The organism is Roseateles sp. (assembly GCF_046300915.1).
In the GTDB taxonomy this organism is placed as follows: Bacteria; Pseudomonadota; Gammaproteobacteria; order Burkholderiales; family Burkholderiaceae_C; genus Kinneretia.
Map to the genome: position 1 here is coordinate 1 of NZ_JBKCLH010000216.1, position 25,321 is coordinate 25,321.

At 64.8% G+C, this 25,321-nt stretch carries 23 protein-coding genes; 17 read left to right on the forward strand and 6 right to left on the reverse strand.

Going from position 1 to position 25,321, the window contains the following annotated elements; genetic code table 11:
- The 5 genes from ACK5F2_RS16255 to ACK5F2_RS16275 all read left to right on the forward strand — a co-directional run.
- Positions 1 to 114: heme-binding protein (locus tag ACK5F2_RS16255; protein ID WP_409866521.1), on the forward strand; the 114-nt coding region annotated here is incomplete at its 5' end.
- Positions 115 to 467: 353 nt separating this feature from the next.
- A complete protein-coding gene (carA, locus tag ACK5F2_RS16260; protein WP_409866487.1) occupies positions 468 to 1,628 on the forward strand; it encodes a glutamine-hydrolyzing carbamoyl-phosphate synthase small subunit in 1,161 nt (386 codons plus the stop codon).
- A gap of 12 nt (positions 1,629 to 1,640) precedes the next feature.
- Complete coding sequence (carB, locus tag ACK5F2_RS16265; protein ID WP_409866489.1) at positions 1,641 to 4,907, forward strand: carbamoyl-phosphate synthase large subunit; 3,267 nt, start codon at positions 1,641 to 1,643, stop codon at positions 4,905 to 4,907.
- A 90-nt stretch (positions 4,908 to 4,997) separates the two neighbouring features.
- A complete protein-coding gene (gene greA / locus ACK5F2_RS16270) occupies positions 4,998 to 5,474 on the forward strand; it encodes a transcription elongation factor GreA (protein WP_133602886.1) in 477 nt (158 codons plus the stop codon).
- A gap of 10 nt (positions 5,475 to 5,484) precedes the next feature.
- Positions 5,485 to 5,910 (forward strand): DUF4149 domain-containing protein, encoded by a 426-nt coding sequence (locus ACK5F2_RS16275; RefSeq protein WP_409866491.1) that lies wholly within the window; start codon positions 5,485 to 5,487, stop codon positions 5,908 to 5,910.
- Between the two features lie 46 nt (positions 5,911 to 5,956).
- On the opposite strand, the gene ACK5F2_RS16280 is transcribed toward ACK5F2_RS16275, so the two are convergent.
- Positions 5,957 to 6,430: a YhbY family RNA-binding protein gene (locus tag ACK5F2_RS16280; RefSeq protein WP_409866493.1), complete on the reverse strand. Its 474-nt coding sequence runs from the start codon at positions 6,428 to 6,430 to the stop codon at positions 5,957 to 5,959.
- A gap of 20 nt (positions 6,431 to 6,450) precedes the next feature.
- Between ACK5F2_RS16280 and ACK5F2_RS16285 the strand changes: the two genes are divergently transcribed.
- From ACK5F2_RS16285 to glmM, 4 genes are all read left to right on the forward strand, one after another.
- Positions 6,451 to 7,119, forward strand: a complete 669-nt coding sequence (locus ACK5F2_RS16285) for an RlmE family RNA methyltransferase (protein WP_409866495.1) — start codon at positions 6,451 to 6,453, stop codon at positions 7,117 to 7,119.
- Between the two features lie 160 nt (positions 7,120 to 7,279).
- Positions 7,280 to 9,187, forward strand: coding sequence for an ATP-dependent zinc metalloprotease FtsH (gene ftsH, locus ACK5F2_RS16290; protein WP_133602890.1), 1,908 nt, complete (start codon positions 7,280 to 7,282; stop codon positions 9,185 to 9,187).
- Positions 9,188 to 9,281: 94 nt separating this feature from the next.
- Positions 9,282 to 10,160: a dihydropteroate synthase gene (folP, locus tag ACK5F2_RS16295; protein WP_409866498.1), complete on the forward strand. Its 879-nt coding sequence runs from the start codon at positions 9,282 to 9,284 to the stop codon at positions 10,158 to 10,160.
- Positions 10,157 to 11,494 carry a phosphoglucosamine mutase gene (glmM, locus tag ACK5F2_RS16300; protein ID WP_409866500.1) on the forward strand — a complete coding sequence of 446 codons (1,338 nt, stop codon included), beginning with the start codon at positions 10,157 to 10,159 and terminating at the stop codon, positions 11,492 to 11,494. The genes folP and glmM overlap by 4 nt, the downstream gene beginning before the upstream one ends.
- A 101-nt stretch (positions 11,495 to 11,595) precedes the next feature.
- On the opposite strand, the gene ACK5F2_RS16305 is transcribed toward glmM, so the two are convergent.
- Positions 11,596 to 12,078, reverse strand: coding sequence for a fasciclin domain-containing protein (locus tag ACK5F2_RS16305; protein ID WP_409866524.1), 483 nt, complete (start codon positions 12,076 to 12,078; stop codon positions 11,596 to 11,598).
- 191 nt (positions 12,079 to 12,269) lie between these two features.
- On the opposite strand from ACK5F2_RS16305, the gene pstS reads away from it, so the two are divergent.
- The 7 genes from pstS to phoR all read left to right on the forward strand — a co-directional run bounded on the left by pstS (position 12,270) and on the right by phoR (position 19,048).
- Positions 12,270 to 13,310, forward strand: coding sequence for a phosphate ABC transporter substrate-binding protein PstS (pstS, locus tag ACK5F2_RS16310; RefSeq protein WP_409866502.1), 1,041 nt, complete (start codon positions 12,270 to 12,272; stop codon positions 13,308 to 13,310).
- 122 nt (positions 13,311 to 13,432) lie between these two features.
- Positions 13,433 to 14,446 carry a phosphate ABC transporter permease PstC gene (gene pstC / locus ACK5F2_RS16315; RefSeq protein WP_409866526.1) on the forward strand — a complete coding sequence of 338 codons (1,014 nt, stop codon included), beginning with the start codon at positions 13,433 to 13,435 and terminating at the stop codon, positions 14,444 to 14,446.
- Complete coding sequence (gene pstA / locus ACK5F2_RS16320) at positions 14,443 to 15,306, forward strand: phosphate ABC transporter permease PstA (protein ID WP_409866504.1); 864 nt, start codon at positions 14,443 to 14,445, stop codon at positions 15,304 to 15,306. Before pstC ends, pstA begins: the two co-directional genes overlap by 4 nt.
- Before the next feature lie 19 nt (positions 15,307 to 15,325).
- Entirely contained in the window at positions 15,326 to 16,111 is a 786-nt protein-coding gene (pstB, locus tag ACK5F2_RS16325; RefSeq protein WP_409866506.1) for a phosphate ABC transporter ATP-binding protein PstB, read from the forward strand.
- Positions 16,112 to 16,217: 106 nt separating this feature from the next.
- The gene (gene phoU / locus ACK5F2_RS16330; protein WP_409866509.1) at positions 16,218 to 16,925 is read left to right on the forward strand and encodes a phosphate signaling complex protein PhoU; all 708 of its coding nucleotides are present in this window, start codon (positions 16,218 to 16,220) and stop codon (positions 16,923 to 16,925) included.
- 25 nt (positions 16,926 to 16,950) lie between these two features.
- Positions 16,951 to 17,652 (forward strand): phosphate regulon transcriptional regulator PhoB, encoded by a 702-nt coding sequence (gene phoB / locus ACK5F2_RS16335; RefSeq protein WP_409866511.1) that lies wholly within the window; start codon positions 16,951 to 16,953, stop codon positions 17,650 to 17,652.
- Between the two features lie 61 nt (positions 17,653 to 17,713).
- The gene (phoR, locus tag ACK5F2_RS16340; RefSeq protein WP_409866513.1) at positions 17,714 to 19,048 is read left to right on the forward strand and encodes a phosphate regulon sensor histidine kinase PhoR; all 1,335 of its coding nucleotides are present in this window, start codon (positions 17,714 to 17,716) and stop codon (positions 19,046 to 19,048) included.
- Between the two features lie 19 nt (positions 19,049 to 19,067).
- Here the strand turns inward: phoR and ACK5F2_RS16345 are convergent, their stop codons facing one another.
- The 4 genes from ACK5F2_RS16345 to trxA form a co-directional block, all read right to left on the reverse strand.
- The gene (locus tag ACK5F2_RS16345; protein WP_409866515.1) at positions 19,068 to 20,732 is read right to left on the reverse strand and encodes a hypothetical protein; all 1,665 of its coding nucleotides are present in this window, start codon (positions 20,730 to 20,732) and stop codon (positions 19,068 to 19,070) included.
- Positions 20,733 to 20,900: 168 nt separating this feature from the next.
- Positions 20,901 to 21,152, reverse strand: a complete 252-nt coding sequence (locus ACK5F2_RS16350; protein WP_133602900.1) for a type B 50S ribosomal protein L31 — start codon at positions 21,150 to 21,152, stop codon at positions 20,901 to 20,903.
- 222 nt (positions 21,153 to 21,374) lie between these two features.
- Positions 21,375 to 22,637: a transcription termination factor Rho gene (rho, locus tag ACK5F2_RS16355; RefSeq protein WP_133602901.1), complete on the reverse strand. Its 1,263-nt coding sequence runs from the start codon at positions 22,635 to 22,637 to the stop codon at positions 21,375 to 21,377.
- A 268-nt stretch (positions 22,638 to 22,905) separates the two neighbouring features.
- Complete coding sequence (gene trxA / locus ACK5F2_RS16360; protein ID WP_409866517.1) at positions 22,906 to 23,235, reverse strand: thioredoxin TrxA; 330 nt, start codon at positions 23,233 to 23,235, stop codon at positions 22,906 to 22,908.
- 135 nt (positions 23,236 to 23,370) lie between these two features.
- Here trxA and ACK5F2_RS16365 point away from each other — a divergent pair.
- Positions 23,371 to 25,321: hypothetical protein (locus tag ACK5F2_RS16365; RefSeq protein ID WP_409866519.1), on the forward strand; the 1,951-nt coding region annotated here is incomplete at its 3' end.

Sequence of the window (25,321 nt, forward strand, 5' to 3'; positions counted from 1 at the left end):
GGCGGTGTGCCCATCTTGGTGGACGGGGTCTGCGTGGGGGCGGTGGGTGTGAGCGGCGTGAAGTCCAGCGAGGACGCCCAGATCGCCCGCGCCGGCATTGCGGCGCTGGCCTGATCTTTCTGCCGAGGCTGCGGCGCGAAGGCCGGTAGGCCGCTTGTGCCGCGCCTTCGCCGGTCGAGATGGCCGCGAGGGCAGGGCTGATCGCCCCGCTGACGGCGCCTTGTGCGATCTGCATTCACGCCTGGGGCCGGAAGCCGCGCGCTGACACCCGCGCGTCACGCAAATATTTGCGCAAACCAACTCGGTACTAACCCCCGGTGGGTTATACTTTTCAGGTTTACCCGCAACCACCGCTACCCCAGCGAAACATCCCCCGTTTCCCCCACCGGACTCAGGCTTTCGGCGACCCCATGGCGGGTAGCGATATGGAGCAGAGCTGGGCGCGCGCACAATAAACGGAGTTTCCCGTGCTGCCCGATCTGCTTTCCTCCCCCCCAGCGATCCTCGCCCTGGCAGACGGCACGGTCTTCAAAGGCAACGCCCTCGGCGCTGCCGGCCACACGGTCGGCGAAGTGGTGTTCAACACCGCGCTGACCGGCTATCAAGAAATCCTCACCGACCCCAGCTACTGCCGGCAGATCGTCACGCTGACGTATCCGCACATCGGCAACTACGGCGTCAACGAGGAGGACGTCGAGGCCTCGAAGATCTTTGCCGCAGGTCTGATCATCAAGGAGCCCCCGGTCCTTGATTCCAACTTCCGCAAGACCCGCACGCTGGTGCAGTACCTGCGCGACGAGGGTACTGTGGCCATCTCCGGCATCGATACCCGCCGCCTGACCCGTGTGCTGCGTCGCACCGGCGCGCAAAACGGCTGCATCCTGGCCTTGGCCGCCGGCGAGCAGATCACCGACGCGCACATTGCCGACGCGATCGCCAAGGCCCAGGCCGCGCCTAGCATGGCCGGCCAGGATCTGGCCAAGGTGGTGAGCCGCACCGAGCGCGAAACTTGGACCCAGACCGAGTGGGTGCTGGGTCAGGGCTATGGCGAGCAGACCGCGCCCAAGTTTCACGTGGTGGCCTACGACTTCGGTGTCAAGAGCAACATCCTGCGCATGCTGGCCTCGCGCGGCTGCAAGATCACGGTGGTGCCGGCCCAGACCCCTGCCTCCGAAGTCTTCGGCCTGGAGCCCGACGGCGTCTTCCTGTCCAACGGCCCCGGCGATCCGCAGCCCTGCGACTACGCCATCAAGGCCGCGGCCCAGCTGATCGAGGCGGGCATTCCCACCTTCGGCATCTGCCTGGGTCACCAGATCATGGCCCTGGCCTCGGGCGCCAAGACCTTCAAGATGAAGTTTGGCCACCACGGTGCCAACCATCCGGTCAAGGACCTGGACAACGGCCGCGTCAGCATCACCAGCCAGAACCACGGCTTTGCGGTGGATGCCGACACGCTGCCGGCCAATCTGCGCCCCACCCACATCAGCCTGTTCGACGGCACGCTGCAGGGCCTGGCCCGCACCGACAAGCCGGCCTTCTGCTTCCAGGGGCACCCGGAAGCCAGCCCCGGCCCGCACGATATTTCCTATCTGTTTGACCGCTTCATCGGTCTGATGGCCAAGGCCTGATGGAGTAAGACAATGGCAAAACGTACCGATATCAAGAGCATCCTCATCATCGGCGCCGGCCCGATCATCATCGGCCAGGCCTGTGAGTTCGACTATTCCGGCGCCCAGGCCTGCAAGGCGCTGCGCGAAGAGGGCTACAAGGTCATCCTGGTCAACAGCAACCCGGCGACCATCATGACGGACCCGGACACCGCGGACGTCACCTATATCGAGCCCATCACCTGGCAGGTGGTCGAGAAGATCATCGCCAAGGAGCGTCCCGACGCCGTGCTGCCCACCATGGGCGGCCAGACCGCGCTGAACTGCGCCCTGGATCTGCACCGCCATGGCGTGCTGGAGAAGTACAAGGTCGAGATGATCGGTGCCAACGAGCACGCGATCGAGAAGGCCGAGGACCGCCTGAAGTTCAAGGACGCGATGACCAAGATCGGCCTGGATTCGGCCAAGTCTGGCATCGCGCACACGCTGGAAGAAGCCTGGGCCGTGCAGAAGCGCATCCAGGCCGAGATCGGCGGCAGCGGCTTCCCCATGGTGATCCGTCCCAGCTTCACGCTGGGGGGCACCGGTGGCGGCATCGCCTACAACCCGGAAGAGTTCGAGGAGATCTGCAAGCGCGGTCTGGACCTCTCGCCGACCAATGAGCTGCTGATCGAGGAGTCCCTGATCGGCTGGAAGGAATACGAGATGGAAGTGGTCCGCGACAAGGCGGACAACTGCATCATCGTCTGTTCCATCGAGAACCTGGACCCCATGGGCATCCACACCGGTGACTCCATCACCGTGGCCCCGGCCCAGACCCTGACGGACAAGGAATACCAGCTGCTGCGCAACGCCTCCATCGCCATCCTGCGCGAGATCGGCGTGGACACCGGCGGCTCGAACGTGCAGTTCTCGATCAATCCCAAGAACGGTCGCATGATCGTGATCGAGATGAACCCGCGCGTCTCGCGCTCCTCGGCCCTGGCCTCCAAGGCCACCGGCTTCCCGATCGCCAAGATCGCGGCCAAGCTGGCCGTGGGTTACACGCTGGACGAGCTGAAGAACGACATCACCGGCGGCGTGACCCCGGCGTCCTTCGAGCCCTCGATCGACTATGTGGTCACCAAGATCCCGCGCTTCGCCTTCGAGAAGTTCCCGATGGCCGACTCGCGCCTGACCACGCAGATGAAGTCGGTGGGCGAGGTGATGGCCATGGGCCGCACCTTCCAGGAGTCCTTCCAGAAGGCCCTGCGCGGCCTGGAGACCGGCATCGACGGTCTGACCGAGCGCAGCACGGACCGCGAAGAGATCGTGCAGGAGATCGGCGAGCCCGGTCCCGAGCGTATCCTCTTCCTGGCCGACGCCTTCCGCGTGGGCATGAGCCTGCAGGAAGTGTTTGACGAGACGGCGGTGGATCCCTGGTTCCTGGCCCAGATCGAGCAGATTGTGCAGATCGAGGCCTCGATCAAGGGCCGCACGCTGGCCTCCCTGTCCACGGCCGAGCTGCGCCTGCTCAAGCAGAAGGGCTTCTCGGACAAGCGTCTGGCCAAGCTGCTGGGCACCAACCAGCACGAGGTGCGCAAGGCCCGTCATGCCCAGGGCGTGCGCCCGGTCTACAAGCGCGTGGACACCTGCGCGGCCGAGTTCGCCACCGAGACGGCGTACATGTACTCCACCTATGACGAGGAGTGCGAGGCCGAGCCCACCGACAAGAAGAAGATCATGGTGCTGGGCGGCGGTCCGAACCGCATCGGCCAGGGTATCGAGTTCGACTACTGCTGCGTCCACGCCGCCCTCGCCATGCGCGAAGATGGTTACGAGACCATCATGGTCAACTGCAATCCAGAGACCGTGTCCACCGACTACGACACCTCGGATCGCCTCTATTTCGAGCCGGTGACGCTGGAAGATGTGCTGGAGATTGTGGCCCTGGAGAAGCCGGTGGGCGTGATCGTGCAGTACGGCGGTCAGACCCCGCTGAAGCTGGCCCTGGACCTGGAAGCCAATGGCGTGCCCATCATCGGCACCAGCCCGGATTCCATCGACGTGGCCGAGGACCGCGAGCGCTTCCAGAGGCTGCTGCACGAGCTGGGTCTCAAGCAGCCGCCCAACCGCACCGCTCGCAATGAAGAGCAGGCCGTGGCCCTGGCCAATGAGATCGGCTATCCCCTGGTGGTGCGTCCCAGCTATGTGCTGGGCGGCCGCGCCATGGAAATCGTGCACGGCGACAAGGACCTGGAGCGCTATATGCGCGAGGCCGTGCGCGTGAGCGAGAAGTCGCCCGTGCTGCTGGACCGCTTCCTGGAGGACGCGGTCGAGGTGGATGTGGACTGCATCTCCGACGGCACCGACGTGATGATCGGCGGCATCATGGAGCATATCGAGGCGGCCGGCATCCACTCCGGCGACTCGGCCTGCTCCCTGCCTCCCTACACCCTGGCTGCCGACATCCAGGACGAGCTGCGCCGCCAGACCGCCGCCATGGCCAAGGCCCTGAAGGTGATCGGCCTGATGAATGTGCAGTTCGCCATCCAGGGTGATGTGACCAAGGGCCTCGCGGCCTGCACCGTCTATGTGCTGGAAGTGAATCCGCGTGCCTCGCGCACCGTGCCCTATGTGTCCAAGGCCACCGGCCAGCAGCTGGCCAAGATCGCCGCGCGCTGCATGGCGGGCGTCAAGCTCAAGGACCAGAAGGATCGCAAGGGCCGCGCGCCGGCCGAGGTGGTGCCGCCTTACTACAGCGTCAAGGAAGCCGTCTTCCCCTTCAACAAGTTCCCGGGCGTGGACCCCATCCTCAGCCCCGAGATGCGCTCCACCGGCGAGGTGATGGGCGCGGCCAAGACCTTTGGCGAGGCCATGCTGAAGAGCCAGCTGGGCGCCGGCAGCCGCCTGCCGCGCCAGGGCAATGTGCTGATCACGGTGAAGAACGCCGACAAGCCCCGCGCCATCGCCGTGGCCAAGGATCTGCATGCCCTGGGCTTCGGCGTGGTGGCCACCAAGGGCACGGCCGCGGCGATTGCCGAGGCCGGCGTGCCGGTGACCGTAGTCAACAAGGTCAAGGATGGTCGTCCGCACATCGTGGACATGATCAAGGGCGGCGAGATTCAGCTGGTGTTTACCACCGTGGATGAGACCCGTACCGCCATCGCCGACAGCCGCCACATCCGCCAGGCGGCCCTGGCCAACCGCGTGACCTACTACACCACCATGGCCGGCTGCGAGGCTGCTGTGGAGGGCATGAAGCACCAGGACGGCCTGCTGGTGCAATCCCTGCAGGAACTGCACGCCGAACTGGTCTAAACTCCGCTCCCAGAAGATCCGCCGCCGCGCCTCAGGGGCTCCTGAGCGGCGGCGGATTCATTTTGTCTTCTCTCTAGTTTTTTGATAAAGATGGCCACGATCCCTCTGACCAAGCGCGGCGCCGAAAAGCTCAAGGAAGAACTGCATCGACTCAAGACGGTCGAGCGTCATGCCGTGATCAACGCCATTGCCGAAGCGCGCGCCCAGGGCGACCTGTCCGAGAACGCCGAGTACGACGCGGCCAAGGACAAGCAAGGCTTCATCGAAGGCCGCATCCTCGAGATCGAGGGCAAGCTCTCGACCGCCCAGATCATCGACCCCTCCGAGCTGGATGCGGGCGGCAAGGTGGTGTTCGGCACCACGGTGGATCTGGAAGAAGAGGAAAGCGGCGCCGCCGTGACCTACCAGATCGTGGGCGATGACGAGGCCGACCTGAAGCAGGGCCTGATCTCCATCTCCTCGCCCATCGCGCGCGCGCTGATCGGCAAGGAGGCCGGCGATGTGGCCGAGGTGCAAGCCCCCGGCGGCATCAAGCGCTACGAGATCGTCGAGGTCCGCTACCAGTGAGCAGGGACTGATGCTGCAGCGCGCCCAAGCCCTGCTGGCCGCCCTCTGGGGCGGCCTTCTGCTATGCGTGGCCGGTCTGGCCGCGCCCAATGCTTTTGCGGTGCTGGAGCGCGCGCAGGCCGGCGCCTATGTGGGGCGGCTGTTCGCGCTGGAGGCCAATACCAGCCTGGCGCTGGGTCTGCTGCTGATGATGATGGCGCGGCGCCTGGCACGCGATGGCCAAGTGCGAACACTCTCGCTGGACCTGCTGCTGCCGGCCGGCGCGCTGTTCTGCACCGTGGCGGGCTACTTTGCGCTGCAGCCCATGATGGCGGCGGCAAGAGCGGGGCAGGGGGCTTTGTCCTTCGCGGCCCTCCACGGCATCTCACTGGCCCTGTTCGGGCTCAAGATTCTGCTGGTGCTGGCTTTGGCATGGCGCGCCAGCGCCCGGCGCTGAACGGGCGGGAAAAGCCCAGGGCAGGGCGCCCCGGGCTTGGGGGCACTCAGTCCCGGGTGCTCTTCTTGACGCTGGTCTGGCGCTTCTTGGCGCGCTTGAGCTCGCCGCCCTGGGCGACGCGCTGGTTGCCCAGCACATTGAGCTTCTTGATCTGCGGGCGGCCATTGCCGTTCTTGGAGAACTTCACGATCTTGACCACGCGCGGGGCCGGCATGGCGTCTTCGCGCTGGGCCTTCTCCTTCTCCGGCATGGGACGCCACAGCACCAGCAGCTTGCCGATGTGCTGAATCGGGGCGGCGTCGAGCTGGTCGGCCAGGATCTGCAGCATGCCTTCACGGGCGGCGCGATCGTCGGAGAACACGCGCACCTTGATCAGGCCGTGGGCCTTCAGGGCAGCGTCGATTTCCTTGCTCACGGCAGGGTTGAGGCCATCGGCACCGATCATCACCACCGGATTCAGGTGATGGGCATCGGCGCGCTTGTCCTTGCGCTGGGCAGGGGTCAGTTGAATTGCAGGCATACCCGTATTATCCGTCCAAGATGAAAATTCAAACCAAGAGCAAGAAAGTCAACAAGGCGTGGCTGAACGACCATGTCAGCGACCCCTATGTGAAGCAGGCCCAGAAAGAGGGCTATCGCTCGCGTGCCGCCTACAAGCTCAAGGAAATTGACGAGGAGCTGCGCTTGGTCAAGCCGGGCCAGGTGGTAGTGGATCTGGGCGCGGCTCCCGGCGCCTGGAGCCAGTATCTGCGCCGACGCTTTGCGCCCAAGGCCGCCGGCGTCGGTGGCGCGGCCGTGGGTGAGCTCAATGGCACCATCATCGCGCTGGATCTGCTGGACTTCGAGCCCATCGAGGGCGTGCACTTCATCCAAGGTGACTTCGAAGACGAGGCCGTGTTGCGAGAGCTGGAAGCCGCCGTGGGCGACCGGCCCGTGGACTTGGTGGTCTCGGACATGGCGCCGAATCTGTCCGGGGTGGAGATCACCGATGCGGCTCGCATCGAGGCCCTGGTGGAGCTGGCCATCGATTTTTCGCGCCAGCATCTCAAACCGGAGGGCGTCTTGGTGGCCAAGGTGTTTCACGGCAGCGGCTACACCCAGCTGGTGGAGGCCTTCAAGAAGGCCTTCAAGAAGGTCAAGCCCATCAAGCCCAAGGCCTCCCGGGACCGCTCGGCCGAGACCTTTCTGGTGGGTATCGGCCTGAAATAGGGGCTGTAGAGCGGCCCGGGCGCGAAGCCTTGGCAATCTCTATGAGCCTGTGTGGAAAAGTCAATCGGGCCCGGGGGCTTGACTGCAATAGAATCAACCCCATATGCCGTGCAATTGCCGCCGATGGTGTGGCATAGCTGAATGAATCAAAGGAGTCGCGGTGAACAATCAGTGGTTCTCGAAGGTAGCTGTTTGGATGGTGATAGCCCTGGTGCTCTTCACCGTTTTCAAGCAGTTTGATCGGGGCGCGACTCAGGGTAACCAGCTGGCTTACTCGGACTTCCTGGAAGAGGTGCGCTCCAAGCGCATCAAGCAGGTCACTCTGCAGGAGGGTGCTGGCGGCACCGAGATCGTTGCCATCCGCAACGACGACACAAAGGTGCGCTCCACCGCCACCTACCTGGATCGCGGTCTGGTCGGTGATCTGATCAACAACGGCATCAAGTTCGACGTCAAGCAGCGTGAGGAGCCCTCTCTGCTGATGAGCCTCTTGGTCAGCTGGGGTCCCATGCTGCTGCTGATCGGCGTCTGGGTGTACTTCATGCGCCAGATGCAGGGCGGCGGCAAGGGCGGCGCCTTCAGCTTTGGCAAGTCCAAGGCTCGCATGCTGGACGAGGCCAACAATTCCACGACCTTTGCCGACGTGGCCGGTTGTGATGAGGCCAAGGAAGAAGTCAAGGAGCTGGTGGACTTCCTCAAGGACCCCCAGAAGTTCCAGAAGCTGGGCGGCCGCATTCCGCGCGGTGTCCTGCTGGTCGGTCCTCCGGGCACCGGCAAGACCTTGCTGGCCAAGGCCATCGCAGGCGAGGCCAAGGTGCCTTTCTTCTCGATCTCGGGCTCGGACTTTGTCGAGATGTTCGTGGGTGTGGGCGCAGCCCGTGTCCGCGATATGTTCGAGCAGGCCAAGAAGAGTGCGCCTTGCATCATCTTTGTGGATGAAATTGATGCGGTGGGTCGTCATCGCGGCGCCGGCCTTGGTGGTGGCAACGACGAACGGGAGCAGACGCTCAACCAGATGCTGGTGGAGATGGATGGTTTCGAGACCAATCTGGGCGTGATCGTGATGGCGGCGACCAACCGCCCTGACATCCTGGACCCGGCATTGCTGCGTCCCGGCCGCTTCGACCGTCAGGTTTACGTCACCTTGCCCGATGTGCGCGGCCGCGAGCAGATCCTGAATGTGCATATGCGCAAGGTGCCCGTGGGCCAGGATATCAAGGCTGACATCCTGGCACGCGGCACGCCCGGCTTCTCCGGTGCCGATCTGGCCAATCTTGTCAACGAGGCCGCACTGTTTGCTGCACGTCGCAACGGTCGCGTGGTCGAGATGGTCGACTTTGAGAAGGCCAAGGACAAGATCATGATGGGCCCCGAGCGCAAGTCCATGGTCATGCCCGAGGAAGAGCGTCGCAACACGGCCTACCATGAGGCAGGTCATGCGTTGGTGGCTCGTCTCATGCCCAAGACCGATCCCGTGCACAAGGTGACGGTCATTCCGCGTGGCCGCGCTTTGGGGGTCACGATGCAGCTGCCCGAAGGTGATCGCTACAGCATGGACAAGGAGCGCATGCTCTCGACCATCTCCGTGCTCTTCGGCGGACGCATCGCTGAAGAAGTGTTCATGAACCAGATGACCACGGGTGCCAGCAATGACTTCGAGCGTGCCACCCAGATTGCTCGCGACATGGTCACCCGTTATGGCATGACGGATGAGTTAGGCCCCATGGTCTACGCCGAGAACGAGGGCGAGGTGTTCCTGGGACGCTCCGTGACCAAGACCACGAGCATGTCCGAGGAAACCATGCGCAAGGTGGACTCGGTCATTCGGCGCATCATTGACGACCAGTACGCGGTCGCCCGCAAGCTCATCGAGGACAACCAGGACAAGATGCATGCCATGGCCAAGGCGCTGCTGGAGTGGGAGACCATAGACACCGAGCAGATCGATGACATCATGGATGGTCGCCCGCCACGTCCGCCCAAGGATTGGACGCCGCCGTCTGGCGGCAACAAGGCTGATGGCTCGCTGCCCCCGGTCAGCACCGGAGGAGCTCCGGCCGCAGCCTGATCCGAAATTTTTGTTCACAGGGGTCGCACCGCAAGGGCGACCCCTTTGTTTTGTCGCGGCCGCAGCATGTAGCCCGGCAAGAGGTGCTCACGGCATGCTTTGGCAAACCACACGCTTTGTACTGGATCTGCAGCGTCCCCGGGTCATGGGGATCGTCAACGTTACGCCGGACTCCTTTTCCGACGGCGGGGCACACGAAGAGGGGGTGGCAGCGATTGCACATTGCGAACGCCTCGTGCTGGAAGGGGTGGATGTGCTGGATGTCGGCGGTGAGTCCACCCGCCCGGGAGCGGCCGCCATTGATGCGAAGACGGAGTGGCGACGGATTGAGCCCGTGCTGCGCGTGGCGCTGACACTGGGGGTGCCCGTGTCAGTGGATACGAGGCGCGTCGAGGTCATGCGGCGCGCCCTGGATGTCGGTGTGGACATCATCAACGATGTGCAGGCGCTCACGGCGCCAGGGGCCCTGGAGCTGCTTGCAGGCCATCGGTCGGCGGGCGTCTGTCTCATGCATATGCGTGGCGAGCCTCAGACCATGGCCACGCTATGTGACTATCAGGACCTGTGCGCCGAGGTGCGCGCATATCTGGCCGACCGCGCGGCGGCGGCCCGGGCGGCCGGCATCGACGGCGCTCGCATCGTGCTGGATCCAGGCTACGGCTTTGCGAAGACGCCGGAGCAGAACTGGGAATTGCTGCGTGGGCAGCGCGGCCTGCTGGCCCTGGGCTACCCCTTGCTGGTCGGTTGGTCGCGCAAGAGGGCGCTGGGTGAGTTGACGGGACGCGCTGTCGGCGAACGCCTGCCGGGCAGCTTGGCAGCCGCCTTGGCGGCCGTGAGCCATGGCGCGCGCGTCTTGCGTGTGCATGATGTCGCGGCAACCGTGGACGCGCTCAAGGTCTGGGTCGCGGCTGGTGGGCCCGGGCTGGGCGAGAATACGCCCCTATCAGGGAATACTGGAGCTTGCTCGCAATGAGCCGTAACTACTTTGGAACCGATGGCATTCGTGGGACCGTCGGCCAGGCGCCGATTACGCCGGATTTCATGCTGCGTCTGGGACATGCCGTCGGACGTGTTCTGCGCCGCGAGTCCGGGGCGGCTCGCCCCAGCGTCTTGATTGGCAAGGACACCCGGATTTCCGGCTATATGCTGGAGTCTTCTCTGGAGGCGGGTTTTGCCTCCGCCGGTGTCAATGTTTTGCTGACGGGGCCGCTTCCGACGCCCGGCGTCGCCTATCTGACCCGTGCCCTGCGGCAGCAGCTGGGCGTGGTGATCAGCGCCTCGCACAACCCCTTTGCCGACAACGGCATCAAGTTTTTCTCGGCTTCGGGCGAGAAGCTGCCCGACGCCTGGGAGCAGGCTGTTGAGCGAGCGTTGGAAGACGCGCCTTCTTGGGTTGACTCGGCCAGCTTGGGACGGGCAAGACGCCTTGAGGACGCGCGTGGCCGCTACATCGAGTTCTGCAAGAACTGTTTCGGCTCTGACCTGAGCCTGCGTGGGCTGAAGATCGTGGTGGATGCCGCGCATGGCGCCGCCTATCACGTGGCGCCGGATGTCTTCCACGAACTGGGTGCCGAGGTCATCGCGATTGGCTGCAAGCCAGATGGCTTCAATATCAATGCGGGATTCGGCGCCACGGCACCTTCGGCCTTGGTTGCCGCGGTCAAGGAGCATGGCGCCGACTACGGCGTGGCGCTTGATGGAGATGCAGACCGGTTGCTCTTGGTGGATGCGCAGGGGCGCTTGTACAACGGTGACGAGTTGCTCTATGTGATGGTGGCGGACCGGCTCGCCCAAGGGCTGCGTGTGCCTGGCGCTGTGGGCACCTTGATGACCAATATGGCTGTGGAGTTGGCGCTCAAGTCCCGCGATGTCGAGTTTGTGCGTGCCAAGGTCGGCGATCGCTACGTGCTGGAGGAACTCGCGGCACGAGGCTGGCAGCTGGGTGGGGAGGGGTCGGGCCATCTGCTGGCGCTGGACAAGCACACCACGGGCGATGGCATCGTGAGCGCACTGCTGGTCTTGCAGTCCATCTGCCGCACCGGCAAGAGCTTGTCCGAACAGCTCGCTGGGGTTGAGCTGTTTCCGCAAACCCTGATCAATGTTCGCTTGCAGCCCGGTCAGGACTGGAAGAGCAATGCACGCTTGGCGCGAGAGCAGGCCGAGGTCACCGCCGATCTGGGTTCGCGTGGCCGGGTGCTGATTCGGGCCTCGGGAACGGAGCCGCTCTTGCGCGTCATGGTGGAGGCCAGCGAGGCGGGCCTTGCTCAGCAATGCGCCGAGCGCTTGGTGGAAGCGGTGCGCGCCTGAGCTCAATCAGGCAGGCCACAGGTTGTGCGCTGCTGCACTGATACAAATGCGAAAGCCCGCCGAATGGCGGGCTTTTTGCATTGGTCACGCCGATCGGTGGCTTACTTCTTGGGCGGCATCAGGACGCGATCAATGATATGGGCCACGCCATTAGTGGCTGCGACATCGGCGCGTTGCACCATGGCATCTTCAACGGTCACGTAGCTGCCGGCCTTGGAGATGGCCAGATTGCCACCCTGCAAGGTTTTGACATTGCCGTTCTTCACCTCGGCCGTGGGCATCTTGCCCGCCACGATATGGTAGTTCAGCACGGCCTTGAGTTGGGCGCTGTCCTGGCTCAAGGCATCCAGGGTCTTGGCCGGAAGCGCCTTGAAGGCCTCGTCGCTGGGGGCGAAAACGGTCAGCGGACCGGCGCCGCGCAGGCTGTCCCGCAGCCCGGCCTGGTCCACCAGGCGATTGAAGGTGCTGAGTTGCGCGTCGCGACCCAGGGTGTCCGCCAGCGGCGCCGGGGCGGGTGTGTTGGCACAGCCCAGCAGCGCCAGGCTGATGGCGCCGAGGGTGAGCAGTTGGGCGGTTTTCTTCATCATGGCTTGAGATCTCCGGTCTAGGGCTTGTGCCCACGCCGCTGCACTCTAGGCTTGCTATGTGACGGATGGGTGAACTAAAAATGACAGGCTTGCGACCTGGGTCCCGGGCGTCATGGTGGTCATGCCTTTGTCATATTTGGTTCATAGGATGGCGGGCATCGTCAACCAAGCACTTCAATAGGGCTGCTATGAATATCGTGCGATTGAGCAAGGGTCTTGTTTTCGCGGCAGGTGTGGCTGCTGCCCCGCTGGCACTGGCTCAGGATGTGACGGGTGCAGGTGCCTCCTTCCCGGCCCCGGTTTACGCCAAGTGGGCTGACGCCTACAACAAGGCTAGCGGCGCCCGCATCAACTACCAGTCCGTGGGTTCGGGTGCTGGTATCCGCCAGATCAAGGCCAAGACGGTTGATTTTGGTGCCACCGATGCGCCGCTCAAGGACGATGAGCTGGCCAAGGATGGCCTGATCCAGTTTCCGACCGTGATCGGCGGAGTGGTGCCGGTGGTCAATATCAAGGGCATCACCCCGGGTCAGATCAAGATGACCGGCCAGGTGCTGGGCGACATCTACCTGGGCAAGATCACCAAGTGGAACGACGCCGCGATCACCGGCCTGAATCCCGGCGTTGCGCTGCCGGATGCCGCCATCGCCGTGGTGCGTCGCGCCGACGGTTCGGGCACCAGCTTCCTGTTCACCAACTACCTCTCCAAGGTCAATGCCGAATGGAAGGCCAAGGTGGGTGAGGGCACGGCCGTGAACTGGCCGACCGGTGCGGGTGGCAAGGGCAACGAAGGCGTTTCGGCCTTTGTCGGTCGTCTGCCCAACTCGATCGGCTATGTGGAATACGCCTACGCCAAGCAGAACAAGATGTCCCATGTGCAGATGCGCAACAAGGACGGCGTCTACGTGAACCCCGACGACAGCAGCTTCAAGGCCGCTGCTGCCGGCGCCGAGTGGGCCAAGAGCTTCTTCCAGGTGCTGACCGAGCAGCCCGGCAAGGACAGCTGGCCCATCACTGGCGCCACCTTCATCCTGATGCACAAGACCCAGGACAAGCCGGCCTCCGCTGCCGCTTCCCTGAAGTTCTTCGACTGGGCCTACGCCAATGGTGACAAGATGGCCGACGATCTCGACTATGTGCCGCTGCCCGCCAGCGTCAAGGATCTGGTTCGCAAGCAATGGGCGGACAATCTGAAGGACGCTTCTGGTAAGGCCATCACCTACAAGTGATGTTCCAGGCCTGAGCCGCAAGACGCAGCCCGGCAGCTCTTCAGCTAGCCGGGCTGTGTCACAAGGGGCGCTGGCCGATTCTCTTTCTCTCTTAAACCCTCAGCGGAGGCCCCGTGGCCGCAATACTCCCCGCCAACAACTACGATGCCGCAGGCCAGTCCGAGCGCGTTCAGCCCCAGGGTAGTCCGCCCTCGCGCCGCCGCGTTGCCCCCTGGGCCGACACGCTGTTTTCCTTCCTCGCTCACAGCGCGGCGTGGCTCACGCTGGCCTTGCTGGTGGGCATCATCATCTCGCTCTTGATTGGTGCGGCCCCGGCCATCAAGGAATTCGGCCTGGCATTCCTCTGGACCAGCGAGTGGGACCCGGTGCAGGAGAAGTTTGGCGGTCTGGTGATGATCTACGGCACGCTGATGACGTCCTTCATCGCGCTGCTGATCGCGGTTCCGGTGAGTTTTGGCATTGCGCTGTTCCTGACCGAGCTGTCGCCGGGCTGGCTGCGTCGGCCTCTGGGCACGGCCATTGAACTGCTTGCCGCTGTGCCCTCCATCGTCTACGGCATGTGGGGCCTGCTGGTGTTCGGGCCCATCCTGGCTACCTATGTGCAGCAGCCGCTGCAGAACATGTTCACGGGTGTGCCCTTTCTGGGCGCCCTGGTTTCGGGTCCGCCGGTGGGCATCGGCATTCTGTCTGCCGGCATCATCCTGGCCATCATGATCATTCCGTTCATCGCCTCTGTGATGCGCGACGTCTTCGAGGTCACGCCGCCGCTGCTGAAGGAGTCGGCCTACGGCCTCGGTGCAACCACCTGGGAGGTGGTTTGGAAGGTCGTGTTGCCCTACACCAAGACCGGTGTGGTCGGCGGCATCATGCTGGGCCTGGGGCGTGCTCTGGGCGAGACCATGGCCGTCACCTTCGTGATCGGCAATATGAACCAGCTGAACTCTCTGTCCCTGTTCGAGGCGGCCAACAGCATCACCTCGGCGCTGGCCAATGAGTTCGCCGAGGCCAGCGAAGGTCTGCACCAAGCCTCGCTGATCTATCTGGGTCTGGTGCTGTTCTTCATCACCTTCGTGGTGCTGGCCTGCTCCAAGCTCCTGCTCAACAAGCTCAAGAAGAACGAGGGAGCCCGCTCATGAGCACAACCTTGGATTCGCGCCGCCTGGCCATGCATGCCAAGCGCAAGCGTCTGAATACCTTTGCCCTGACCCTCTCCCTGTTGGCCATGGCGTTCGGGGTGTTCTGGCTGATCTGGATCCTGTTCGAGACAGTGCGGCTGGGCTTGGGTGGCCTGTCGATGGCCACCTTCACCGAGATGACACCGCCTCCGTTGGCGGAGACCGGCGGTCTGGCCAATGCGATCGCCGGATCCGCGCTGATGGTGGGCTTGGCAACGCTGCTGGGCACGCCGATCGGCATTCTTGCCGGTGTCTACCTGGCCGAGTATGGCCAGAAGACCTGGCTGGGCAGCGCGGTGCGCTTCATCAATGACATCCTGCTGTCGGCGCCCTCCATCGTCGTCGGCCTCTTCATCTATGCGGTGGTGGTCACCAAGATGAAGAGCTTCTCGGGCTTTGCCGGCGTTCTGGCGCTGGCGCTGATCGTGATTCCCGTGGTCATCCGCACCACAGAGAACATGCTGGCCCTGATTCCCAATGCGCTGCGCGAGGCTGCCTACGCCTTGGGCACGCCGAAGTGGAAGGTGATCCTGTCGGTGACCCTGAAGTCCGCGCGCGCCGGCGTGATCACCGGCATCCTGCTGGCCCTGGCGCGTATCGCCGGTGAGACCGCGCCGCTGCTGTTCACCGCGCTGTCCAACCAGTTCTGGACCTCGAACCTGGGCGAGCCGATGGCCAGCCTGCCGGTGACCATCTTCAAGTTTGCGATGAGCCCCTACGAGAACTGGCAGAAGCTGGCCTGGGCCGGCGTCTTCATCATCACCATCGGCGTGCTGCTGCTGAACATCCTGGCGCGCGTGCTGTTCAAGAACAAGCATTAAAGAAAAGAGAGCCATGACCATGGACGCGAAAGTTGACATGCCCGTGACCGAGAAGGCCAAGCTCTCGGTGCGCAATCTGAACTTCTACTACGGCAATTTCCATGCGCTGAAGAACATCAATCTGGAGATTCCCGAGAAGAAGGTCACCGCCTTCATCGGCCCCTCGGGATGCGGCAAATCCACCCTGCTGCGTACGCTCAACCGCATGTTCGAGCTCTATCCCGAGCAGCGTGCGGAGGGGCAGATCTTGCTGGACGGCAACGACATCTTGGCCAGCCGCGAAGATGTCTCGCTGATCCGCGCCAAGATCGGCATGGTGTTCCAGAAGCCCACGCCCTTCCCGATGTCGATCTACGACAACATCGCGTTTGGTGTGCGTCTGTTCGAGACCCTGCCGCGCGTCGAGATGGACGAGCGGGTGGAATGGGCGCTGAAGAAGGCCGCGCTGTGGAACGAGGTCAAAGACAAGCTCAACCAGAGCGGCTCCGGCCTTTCCGGTGGCCAGCAGCAGCGTCTGTGCATCGCCCGCGGTATTGCCATCAAGCCCGAGGTGCTGCTGCTCGATGAGCCCTGCTCGGCCCTGGATCCGATCTCCACCGGCAAGATCGAGGAACTGATTCACGAGCTCAAGACGGACTACACCGTCGCCATCGTGACCCACAACATGCAGCAGGCTGCACGTTGCTCGGACTACACGGCCTATATGTACCTGGGTGACCTGATCGAGTTCGGCCCGACGGCCGAGCTGTTCATGAAGCCCAAGCGCAAGGACACGGAGGACTACATCACGGGTCGTTTCGGCTGAGCCCGAATCAGGGCTGTGATGTAGCGACGAGGCGGGCTTCGCATCAGCGAAGTCAAGCGAATCGGGCCGGAGCCATTACAGAGCCCGGCCCTACAAGGAGCAAAGAATGAGCGACAAGCATCTCTCCACCCAGTTCGATGCCGAACTCAGCGGCATTTCCACCCGTGTGCTCGAAATGGGGGGGCTGGTTGAAGCCCAGGTGGCCCAGGCCGTGGAAGCCCTGGTGCAGTTCAGCAACGAGCAGGCCCAGACCGTGCTGCGGACCGAGGAGCAAGTCAATGCCATGGAGGTCGAGATCGACCATGCGCTGCACAGCATCATCGCCAGACGCCAGCCCACGGCCCGTGATCTGCGCCTGCTGATTGCCATCTCCAAGACCATCGCCAATCTGGAGCGCGTGGGTGATGAGGCATCGCGTGTGGCGCGCACGGTCCAGCGCCTGGTCAATGCCGGTGTCTCCAGCCGCCTGCGTCTTCCCATGTCCGATCTCAGCTTTGAGGCTGAGCTGGCCGTAGCCCAGCTGCGCAAAGCGCTTGACGCCTTTGCGCGTCTGGACGTCGAGAAGGCCTTGGAAGTGCTCAAGCAGGATGATGCGATCGACAAGGAGTTTGACGGCCTGCTGCGCAAGCTGATCACCTACATGATGGAAGACCCCCGCACCATCTCCTCGTCCATCGATCTGGTGTTTGTGGCCAAGGCCATCGAGCGCGTCGGCGATCACGCCAAGAACTTGGCCGAGGCCATCATCTACGTGGTGAAGGGCACGGACGTGCGGCACAACACGCCCGAGGCTGCAGCCAATATGTTGCGCTGAGCCTGCGCTCCGAAAGGACTACAAAATGAGTCGTATCCTCGTCGTGGAAGATGAGTCGGCGATTGCCGAACTCATCTCCATCAATCTGCGCCACGCTGGATTTGAGGTCACCCTGGCCGCCAGCGCGGACCAGGCTCAGCTTGAGGTGGATCGTGTGTTGCCCGATCTGGTGGTGCTGGACTGGATGTTGCCGGGTCAGTCCGGCTTGGCGCTGGCGCGCCAGTGGCGCGGTGCAGCCCGCACCAAGGAACTGCCCATCATCATGCTGACCGCGCGTGCGGACGAGACCGACAAGGTCTCGGGCCTGGACGCCGGCGCCGATGACTACCTCACCAAACCCTTCTCCACCAACGAGCTGCTGGCTCGCATCCGGGCTGTGCTGCGCCGCAAGGCGGCTGAGGCGCTGGATTCGGTGGTGGAGGTCTCGGGGCTCAGCCTGGATCCTGGCACGCGTCGCGTCAGTCGAGCTGGTGTGGAGGTCAAGCTGGGGCCCACCGAATTCCGTCTGCTGCATTTCTTCATGACGCATCCCGAGCGCGTGCACAGCCGCTCGCAGCTGCTGGACAGGGTCTGGGGTGATCATGTGTTCATCGAGGAGCGCACGGTGGACGTGCACGTGAAGCGCTTGCGCGAAGCCCTGGAACGTGTCCAATGCGCGCGCATGATCGAGACTGTGCGCGGCGCCGGCTACCGGCTGACCCAGCAGATCAGTGCTGTTTCGGCCTGACGGACGCGTTGCCGTGGCCGAGTCGATGGGCTGGTTGATTCCCCGGCTGTTGATCGCGGCCATGGCGGTTGCGCTGGGGACCTTTGTTGGCAATGTGGCTGGCTCATGGTCTAGCCTGCCGCTACTCGGAGAATTGCTGGGGGCCGCCAGCGGTGTCGGGGCCCTGGTTTTACTCGATGCGCTGCGTGGACATCGCCTGATCCAGTGGCTGCGCGGCAGTCAGCAGGAGCAGGCTCCGCGTGATGCGGGCCTGTGGGGCGAACTGGGCTATCGCGTCGAGCGCGCCATACGGGACCGTGACAAGGCGCTGCAGCGCGAACAGCAGCAGCTGCAGCAGTTTCTGTCGGCCATCGAGGCCTCGCCCAACGGCGTCTTGATGCTGGATGCCCAGGATCAGATCGTCTGGTGCAACCGGGTGGCCGGCGATCACTTCTCGCTGGATCCCGTGCGAGACCTGCGTCAGCGCATCACCAATCTGGTCCGCTATCCGGCCTTTGTGAGCTATCTGCAAGCCGGGCACTATGAACTGCCCCTGATGCTCAGCAACACCCGCGGGCGGGCCATGCTGTCGGTGATTGTCAGGGCCTATGGCGAGGGCATGCGCCTGGTGCTGAGCCTCGATGTCACCGAACGTGAGCGGGCCGAGGCGATGCGACGCGACTTTGTGGCCAATGTCTCGCATGAAATTCGGACGCCGCTGACGGTGTTGACGGGTTTTATCGAGACGATGGCAAGCCTGCCCTTGACGGAAGCCGAGCGCAAGCGAGTTCTCAGTCTCATGGATCAGCAGACACAGCGCATGCTGAGCCTCGTCAGCGATCTGCTGACCCTGGCGACGCTGGAGGGCAGTCCGCGCCCAGCCCCCGATCGTTGGGTGGCTCTTGATGCGCTGCTGCAGCGTGCCGTGACGGATGCGCGTGCCCTGTCTGGCGGGCGCCATCAGATCACGGCTGTAGCGGCGACACAGGTCGAGCTCGCGGGTGTGGAGGCCGAGTTGCTCAGCGCCGTGGCCAATCTCGCAACCAATGCGGTGCGCTACACCCCGGAAGGTGGGCCGATCGTGATTGGCTGGCGTCCGCTGGCCGACGGGGGGTGTGAGATCAGCGTGAGCGACAGTGGCCCAGGCATTGCTGCTGAGCACATTCCTCGCCTGACCGAGCGTTTTTATCGCGTGGATGGTAGCCGCTCACGCGAGACCGGCGGCACGGGCTTGGGTCTGTCCATCGTCAAGCATGTGGTCCAGCGCCATGGTGGTGAGTTGCTGATCGAGAGCGAGATCGGCAAGGGCTCGGTGTTCCGCCTCCATCTGCCTGCGGTGCGTGTGCGGCAGCTTAACGGTGAGGCCGAGCTCGGTCTGGAGTCGGCCTTGCCGCTGGTTGAGCAGAGCGGGCGCTAAACCGGCCTGCACCAAGGGCTCAGTCTTTGCGCTGCCGTAACACCAGATAGTGTTGAGTGCGGTCGGTCGGCCGCGACACAAATCCGTGCAAGGACCAGCCCTCGGGAATTGCGGGGAGTTGCTGCTTGTCGGCCAGCAGCAATGCGTGGCTGCAAGCGCTCTTGTCGAGCGTGCTGCGGGCATCGACCTGCCACCCGCCCTGAAATTCGAGGGCGGCCAGCAGGGATGGGGTCTGGCCCGGCGCCGCAATGCAGCTCGTGGACTCCGTCGCTAGCAGCTTGTGCAGCCGCTCCACCAGGGGCCTGTTGCTGCGCGCATAGTCCAGCACCGGAAGCCACAGACTCAGGCCCAGCAGCCAGACCAGGGCAACCCCCCCGGCAGGCAGCACCAGACTCTTCCACAGCGCGTGCTGGTGACGTGCTGTGCGCCAGCGGACCAGTCCCAGCCATGCGGCCGTGCCCAGCAGGCCCACCAGCAGGGCCAGAGGGTGGAAGCTGGGCTCAAAGCCCTGAGCGAGCTTGCGCACATTGGCCAGAGCCTTGGGTGGCCAGCCCAGCTGCATGGAGGCGTAGTAGACCCAGATGAAAAGCGCCAGCGCGCTGAAGAAGAAGACGGCGAACCAGTCCATGGCCGCTGCCACCCCACGTTGCAGGGTCGGCAAGGCAAAGCTGGCCAGTACGGCCAAGGCCGGCAGCCCCAGCATCAGGGCGCGATCCGAAGCGTTCATCAGCAGGCTGGCAACCAAGGGCACGGCAAAGCCCAGCAGGGGTACGCTCACATGACGATGGCTCCAGTAACGCCGCCAGCGCCACAGCGTCCACAGGCCCAGGGGCCAGGCTGGCCAGCAGAACCAGGCCAGAAGACTGGGCCAGCGCAGCGGCTCCTCCAGATAGGCATCCATGCTGACCCGCCACGCCCAGCTATCCAGCAGCCAGGCGCACAGCAGGCTGAGCAAGGCCGATCCCAGCAGCCAAGGCAGCAGGCGCCGAGCCTCCTCGAATCGCGACATGCGGCTGATCGTGGCGCCGCCCAGCCCCAGGGCCAGCGCCACGGCAGGCGCGCCGCTGGCTGCCAGCATGGGCAGGGCCAGCAACACCGCCAGGCGCGCCTTGCTGCGACGATAGGGCGCCGCAGCCAAGCCATAGAGGAAGAGTGTGCTTGCCAGCAACTGCATCAGCTCGGGCGTGGTCTCATGCCCAAGCTGCAAGAGGCCGAGGCTGGCCACCAGGGCCAGCAGCGCGCCGTCGGCCAGTGAGCGGGCATAGTCCACCGCATGGGCTTCGCCGCCGAAGGCGAAGGCGACGGGCTGCGCAGCGTCGGTGCGCGCCAGATGGAAGCAGCTGTACCAGACCAGGCACAGCACCCCTACCAGGGCCAGCCCAAAGGGCAGCCGGGCAGCAAGTGCCGGCTCCAGAAAGGGCAGGGCCTTGATGGCCAGGGCGCCGACCCAGTAGGGCAGCAGGCCGCCCTCGGCCGGTATGCCCGCAATGGCGGGCTGCCACCAGGGGGCATGGCCTTGCGCAATGCTGGCCATATAGCCGAAGGCCGTGAGATCGGCATGACGCCAGGGGTCCCGGCCGAAGAGGCCCGGAATCACATAGGCGGCACAAAACAGCAGCAAAGCCAAGCGAGGCAGGCGCTGGGCGCCGCGCTCGGGCACGATGGCGGGGGTAGGCAGGTTCACGCGGATCTTGTCCTTGTGTTCTGGAGCCAGATGATGCCGCAAGACGGGCAAAACAAAAGGCAGCCTGGGGGCTGCCTTCGTGAAGACCTCGGCAATGCAAGATTGTGGGTCTTGGGGAGCGCCGGCTTGGCGGCAACTCGTGCAAGCGGCGCTGAGGCCGCCATTCGCTTACTTCTTGAGGTGAGCGAACTTGTTGCGGAACTTCTCGACGCGGCCGCCCAGGTTGTCGACGCTCTTCTGGGTGCCGGTGTAGAAGGGGTGCGACTCGCTGGTGGTTTCCAGCTTCACCAGCGGCATGGTCTTGCCGTCGATTTCAATGCTTTCCTTGGTCTGGACGGTCGAGCGCGTCACAAACTGGAAGCCGTTGGACTGGTCCACGAAGACAACTTCGCGGTAGTTGGGGTGAATGCCTTCTTTCATGGAAACCTCTCGCCTGTGGGGTTCAATGCCGGGAGCCACGCACACACCATGCGCGCGCACTTTCTGGCGGCGGAAAAACGCGGATTGTAGCCTAAAACGACAACGCCGCCCAGAGGGCGGCGTTTGGAAGGCTGGCTTCAACGACTCGGCCGGTTCGCGCAAGACGCGCTCCGGCGTTCGTGAGGCGTCGGACATGCCGCAGGGCACGCCCTCGGGCCTCACTCAGCCGCCTCGACGCATCATGTCGAAGAAGTCGAGGTTGTTCTTGCTGGCCTTCATCTTGTCGAGGATGAACTCCATCGCCTCGATCTCGTCCATGTTGTAGAGCAGCTTGCGCAGGATCCAGCTCTTTTGCAGGATCTCGGGCTTGAGCAGCAGTTCCTCGCGGCGGGTGCCGGACTTGTTAATCTGGATCGAGGGGTAGACACGCTTCTCGGCCATGCGACGGTCCAGATGGATTTCGCAGTTGCCAGTGCCCTTGAACTCCTCGTAGATCACCTCGTCCATCTTGGAGCCGGTGTCGATCAGGGCGGTGCCGATGATGGTCAGCGAGCCGCCTTCCTCGACATTGCGCGCGGCGCCGAAGAAGCGCTTGGGGCGCTGCAGGGCGTTGGCATCCACGCCGCCGGTCAGCACCTTGCCGGAGCTGGGCAGCACATTGTTGTAGGCGCGGGCCAGGCGGGTGATGGAGTCCAGCAGGATCACCACGTCCTTCTTGAGCTCGACCAGGCGCTTGGCGCGCTCGATCACCATCTCGGCCACTTGCACGTGGCGGGCCGCCGGCTCGTCGAAGGTGGAGGAGATGACCTCGCCGCGCACGGTGCGGAGCATTTCGGTCACTTCTTCCGGACGCTCGTCCACCAGCAGCACGATCAGATGGCAGTCGGGATGATTGGCCACCAGCGCGTGCGCGATGCTCTTCATCATCTCGGTCTTGCCGGTCTTGGGCTGAGCGACGATCAGGGCGCGCTGGCCTTTGCCGATGGGCGCGATCAGGTCGATGATGCGGCCGGTGATGTTCTCGTCGCCCTTGATCTCGCGCTCGAGCTTGAACTGCTCCTTGGGGAACAAGGGCGTCAAGTTCTCGAACATGATCTTGTGCTTGGACTCCTCCGGCGTCAGGCCGTTGACGCGGTCCACCTTGACCAGGGCAAAGTAGCGCTCGCCGTCCTTGGGCACGCGTACCTCACCCTCGATCATGTCGCCGGTGTGGAGATTGAAGCGTCGGATCTGGCTGGGCGACAGATAGATGTCGTCCGTCGAGGCCATATAGCTGGTCTCGGGCGAGCGCAGAAAGCCGAAGCCGTCCGGCAGCACTTCGAGCACGCCGTCGCCAAAGACCTGTTCGCCGGCCTTGGCGCGCTTTTTCATGATCGCGAACATCAGCTCCTGCTTGCGCATGCGAGCGACGTTGTCGATCTCCAGCTCCTCGCCCATCTTGATCAGGGCCGAGACGTGAAGCGCTTTCAGTTCTGAAAGATGCATGGGTTGAAAACCCTCGGGGATAGCGTCCAAGACCCTGCCAAGGGTCGGGAACCGTGACTCCGATACCAAAGCCGCCTGCAACTGCCTCCAGCGCGGCACCGATCGGTCAGATCAGCGGCTCGGCTGGCGAAAAACTCGGGAAAGAGGCGGGGGGCTTGGGTGCCGGGTCCATGCGCCAAAAACAAACCCTGTACGGGTCGGGCATGGTGGCAATCTGCTGCTTGCGGTCCCGGGCGGGAACCCAGGAGCCGCGAGCAGGTGAGGAAGATTATAGGTTAGCGTCCAGGAAGGCCGTCAACTGGGCCTTGGACAGAGCGCCCACCTTGGTGGCGGCCAGCTGGCCGCCCTTGAACAGCATCAGGGTGGGGATGCCGCGGATGCCGAACTTGGCCGGCACTTCGCGGTTTTCGTCCACGTTCATCTTGGCGATCTGCAGCTTGTCCTGATAGCTGGCCGAAACCTCGTCCAGGATGGGGGCGATCATCTTGCAGGGACCGCACCACTCGGCCCAGTAGTCAACCAGCACCGGCTTGTCGGCCTGGATCACGTCGGCTTCGAAAGACGCGTCGGAAATATGTTTGATCAGTTCGCTGCTCATGGCTTGTCCTTGGGCTGGCCGGCTGACTCAGCCGGCAACAGGGCACAATCATTCTGACATAAAGCCCCGTCGCCCGAGGGAGCCGGGGGCAAGGTCCAGATCGGGCCCGACAAGAACAAGACAAGACGCGCCGCCATGGAGCACAGCATTCACCATTTCCCGCTTGACGCGGCCCACGGCAGCGCCCAGTTCTGGCCGCAGCTCGCGGCCCGGGTCTCGGCCTGGCTTGACGAGCAAGACCTGTCCGCCCGCGACGCCGTGCTGCTGCTGCCCTTTGCCCAGCACCTGGCGCCGGCGCGGCGGGCCTGGATCGCCCAGGCGCACACCCAGGGTCGCCCCGGCTGGCAGCCGCGCATCGAAACCACCCACAGCCTGGCCTCGGCCCTGGGGCCCAGCGCCTTGCCCCAGGCCCAGCAGATCAGCTTTGACGCCGCCAGCGACGCCCTGGCCGCCCGCCAGCTGCTGCAGGGCCAGAGCTGGGCTCAGGCCCTGCAGCGCAGCGACCCGCGCGCCTACGAGCTGGCCGTGCAGCGCCTGGTGGAATGCGCCCATGCCTTTGCCCGCGCTGCGGCCCTGCGCGCGCCGCAGGAGCGTACCGAGTTCTGGACCCAGGGCCGCGAAGCCTTGCAGCTGCAGGCAGGCCCCGGCGGCCTGGAGCGTGCCCTGGCCCTGGTGGCCCTGGAATGGGCGGCGGCCGACCCGCGCAGCCCCGCCACCGACGCGCTCTTCGAGCTGCGCCCCAGTGCCTGGATCCATCTGCAGTGCGGCGGGCCGGATCGCCTGGCCGAGGCCCTGCTGCGCAGCGCCGAGGCCGCTGGCCTGCCCGTGCTGCGCCTGAGCGCCGATCTGGAGCTGGATCAGGCCTTTGCCGTCGCCCCCCCGCCCGGCCGGGTGGAGCAAGCCCTGGGCCGCGACTTCGAGGACCTGGCCCAGTGCAGCGCCGCCGCGGTGCTGGGCCATCTGAACGCCGGCCGCGCGCCCGTGGCCCTGATCGCCCAGGACCGGGTGCTGCTGCGCCGCGTACGTGCCCTGCTGGAGCGACAGGGCCTGGTGATCGCCGACGAGACCGGCTGGAACCTGGCCACCACGGCCCCGGCCGCCCAGCTCATGGCCCTGCTGCGCGCCTGCCGCCGCGATGCCAGCCTGGACGACTGGCTGGCCTGGCTCAAGACCGATCTGGCCGCGCCCCTGGCCGAGCGGGCCGGCAGCGGCGCGCTCAGCGCCCTGGAGGCGCGCTGCCGCGCCCGCGGCTGGTCGCGGCCCCAAGCCCTCAAGCCCGACAAGCTGCCGCCCGGCGCCGCCCGGCTCTGGACCCTGGCCCAGGAGGCCATGGCGCCCCTGCTGCAGCCCGGCAGCGCCAGCCTCAGCCTGGCCCAGTGGCTGGAACGCCTGGGCGAGCTGCTCCTGCAGCGCCTGCAGGCCCAGGCGCGGCTGGAGGCCCAGCCCGCCGGCCCCGAGCTGCTGGACGCGCTCTGGCTGCGCCGCCAGCCCTGGCCGGACTCGGCGCATGAGGCCGTGCTGCAGCGCTCCCAGCTGGACTTGGCCGACTTCACCGCCTGGGTGGACGCCACCCTGGAGGCCGCCCAGTACGTGCCCAAGGCCGAGGGCCAGGTGGAGGTGATGATCACGCCCCTGGCCCGCGCCATGCTGCGGCCCTTCGGCGCCATCGTGCTGCCCGGCGCCGACGCTGGCGCCCTGGGCCCGGTGCCCGCCGGTCCGGCCCTGCTCAGCGATGCCCTGGTGCAGCGCCTCGGCCTGGAAAGCCTGGAGGACAAGCGCCGTGCCCTGGCCTGGCAGTTCGCCCAGGCCCTGCGCGCGCCGGTGCTCACCCTGCTGCGCTGCCACCAACGCGGGGCCGAGCCGCTGGCGCCCAGCCCCTTGCTGGAGCGCCTGCTGCTGGCGCGCCAGGCGGCGGGCCTGGGCCCGCTGCCCGCCTGGGTCGATACGCGGGAGCCTGAAGTCCTGCCCGCCGCGCCGCGCGGCCGCAGCGCCGCTCAAGGCGGTGGCCGCCTGCCCGCAGCCCTGAGCGCCAGCGCGGTGGACGCGCTGCGGCGCTGCCCCTACCAGTTCTTCGGCCGCGTGCTGC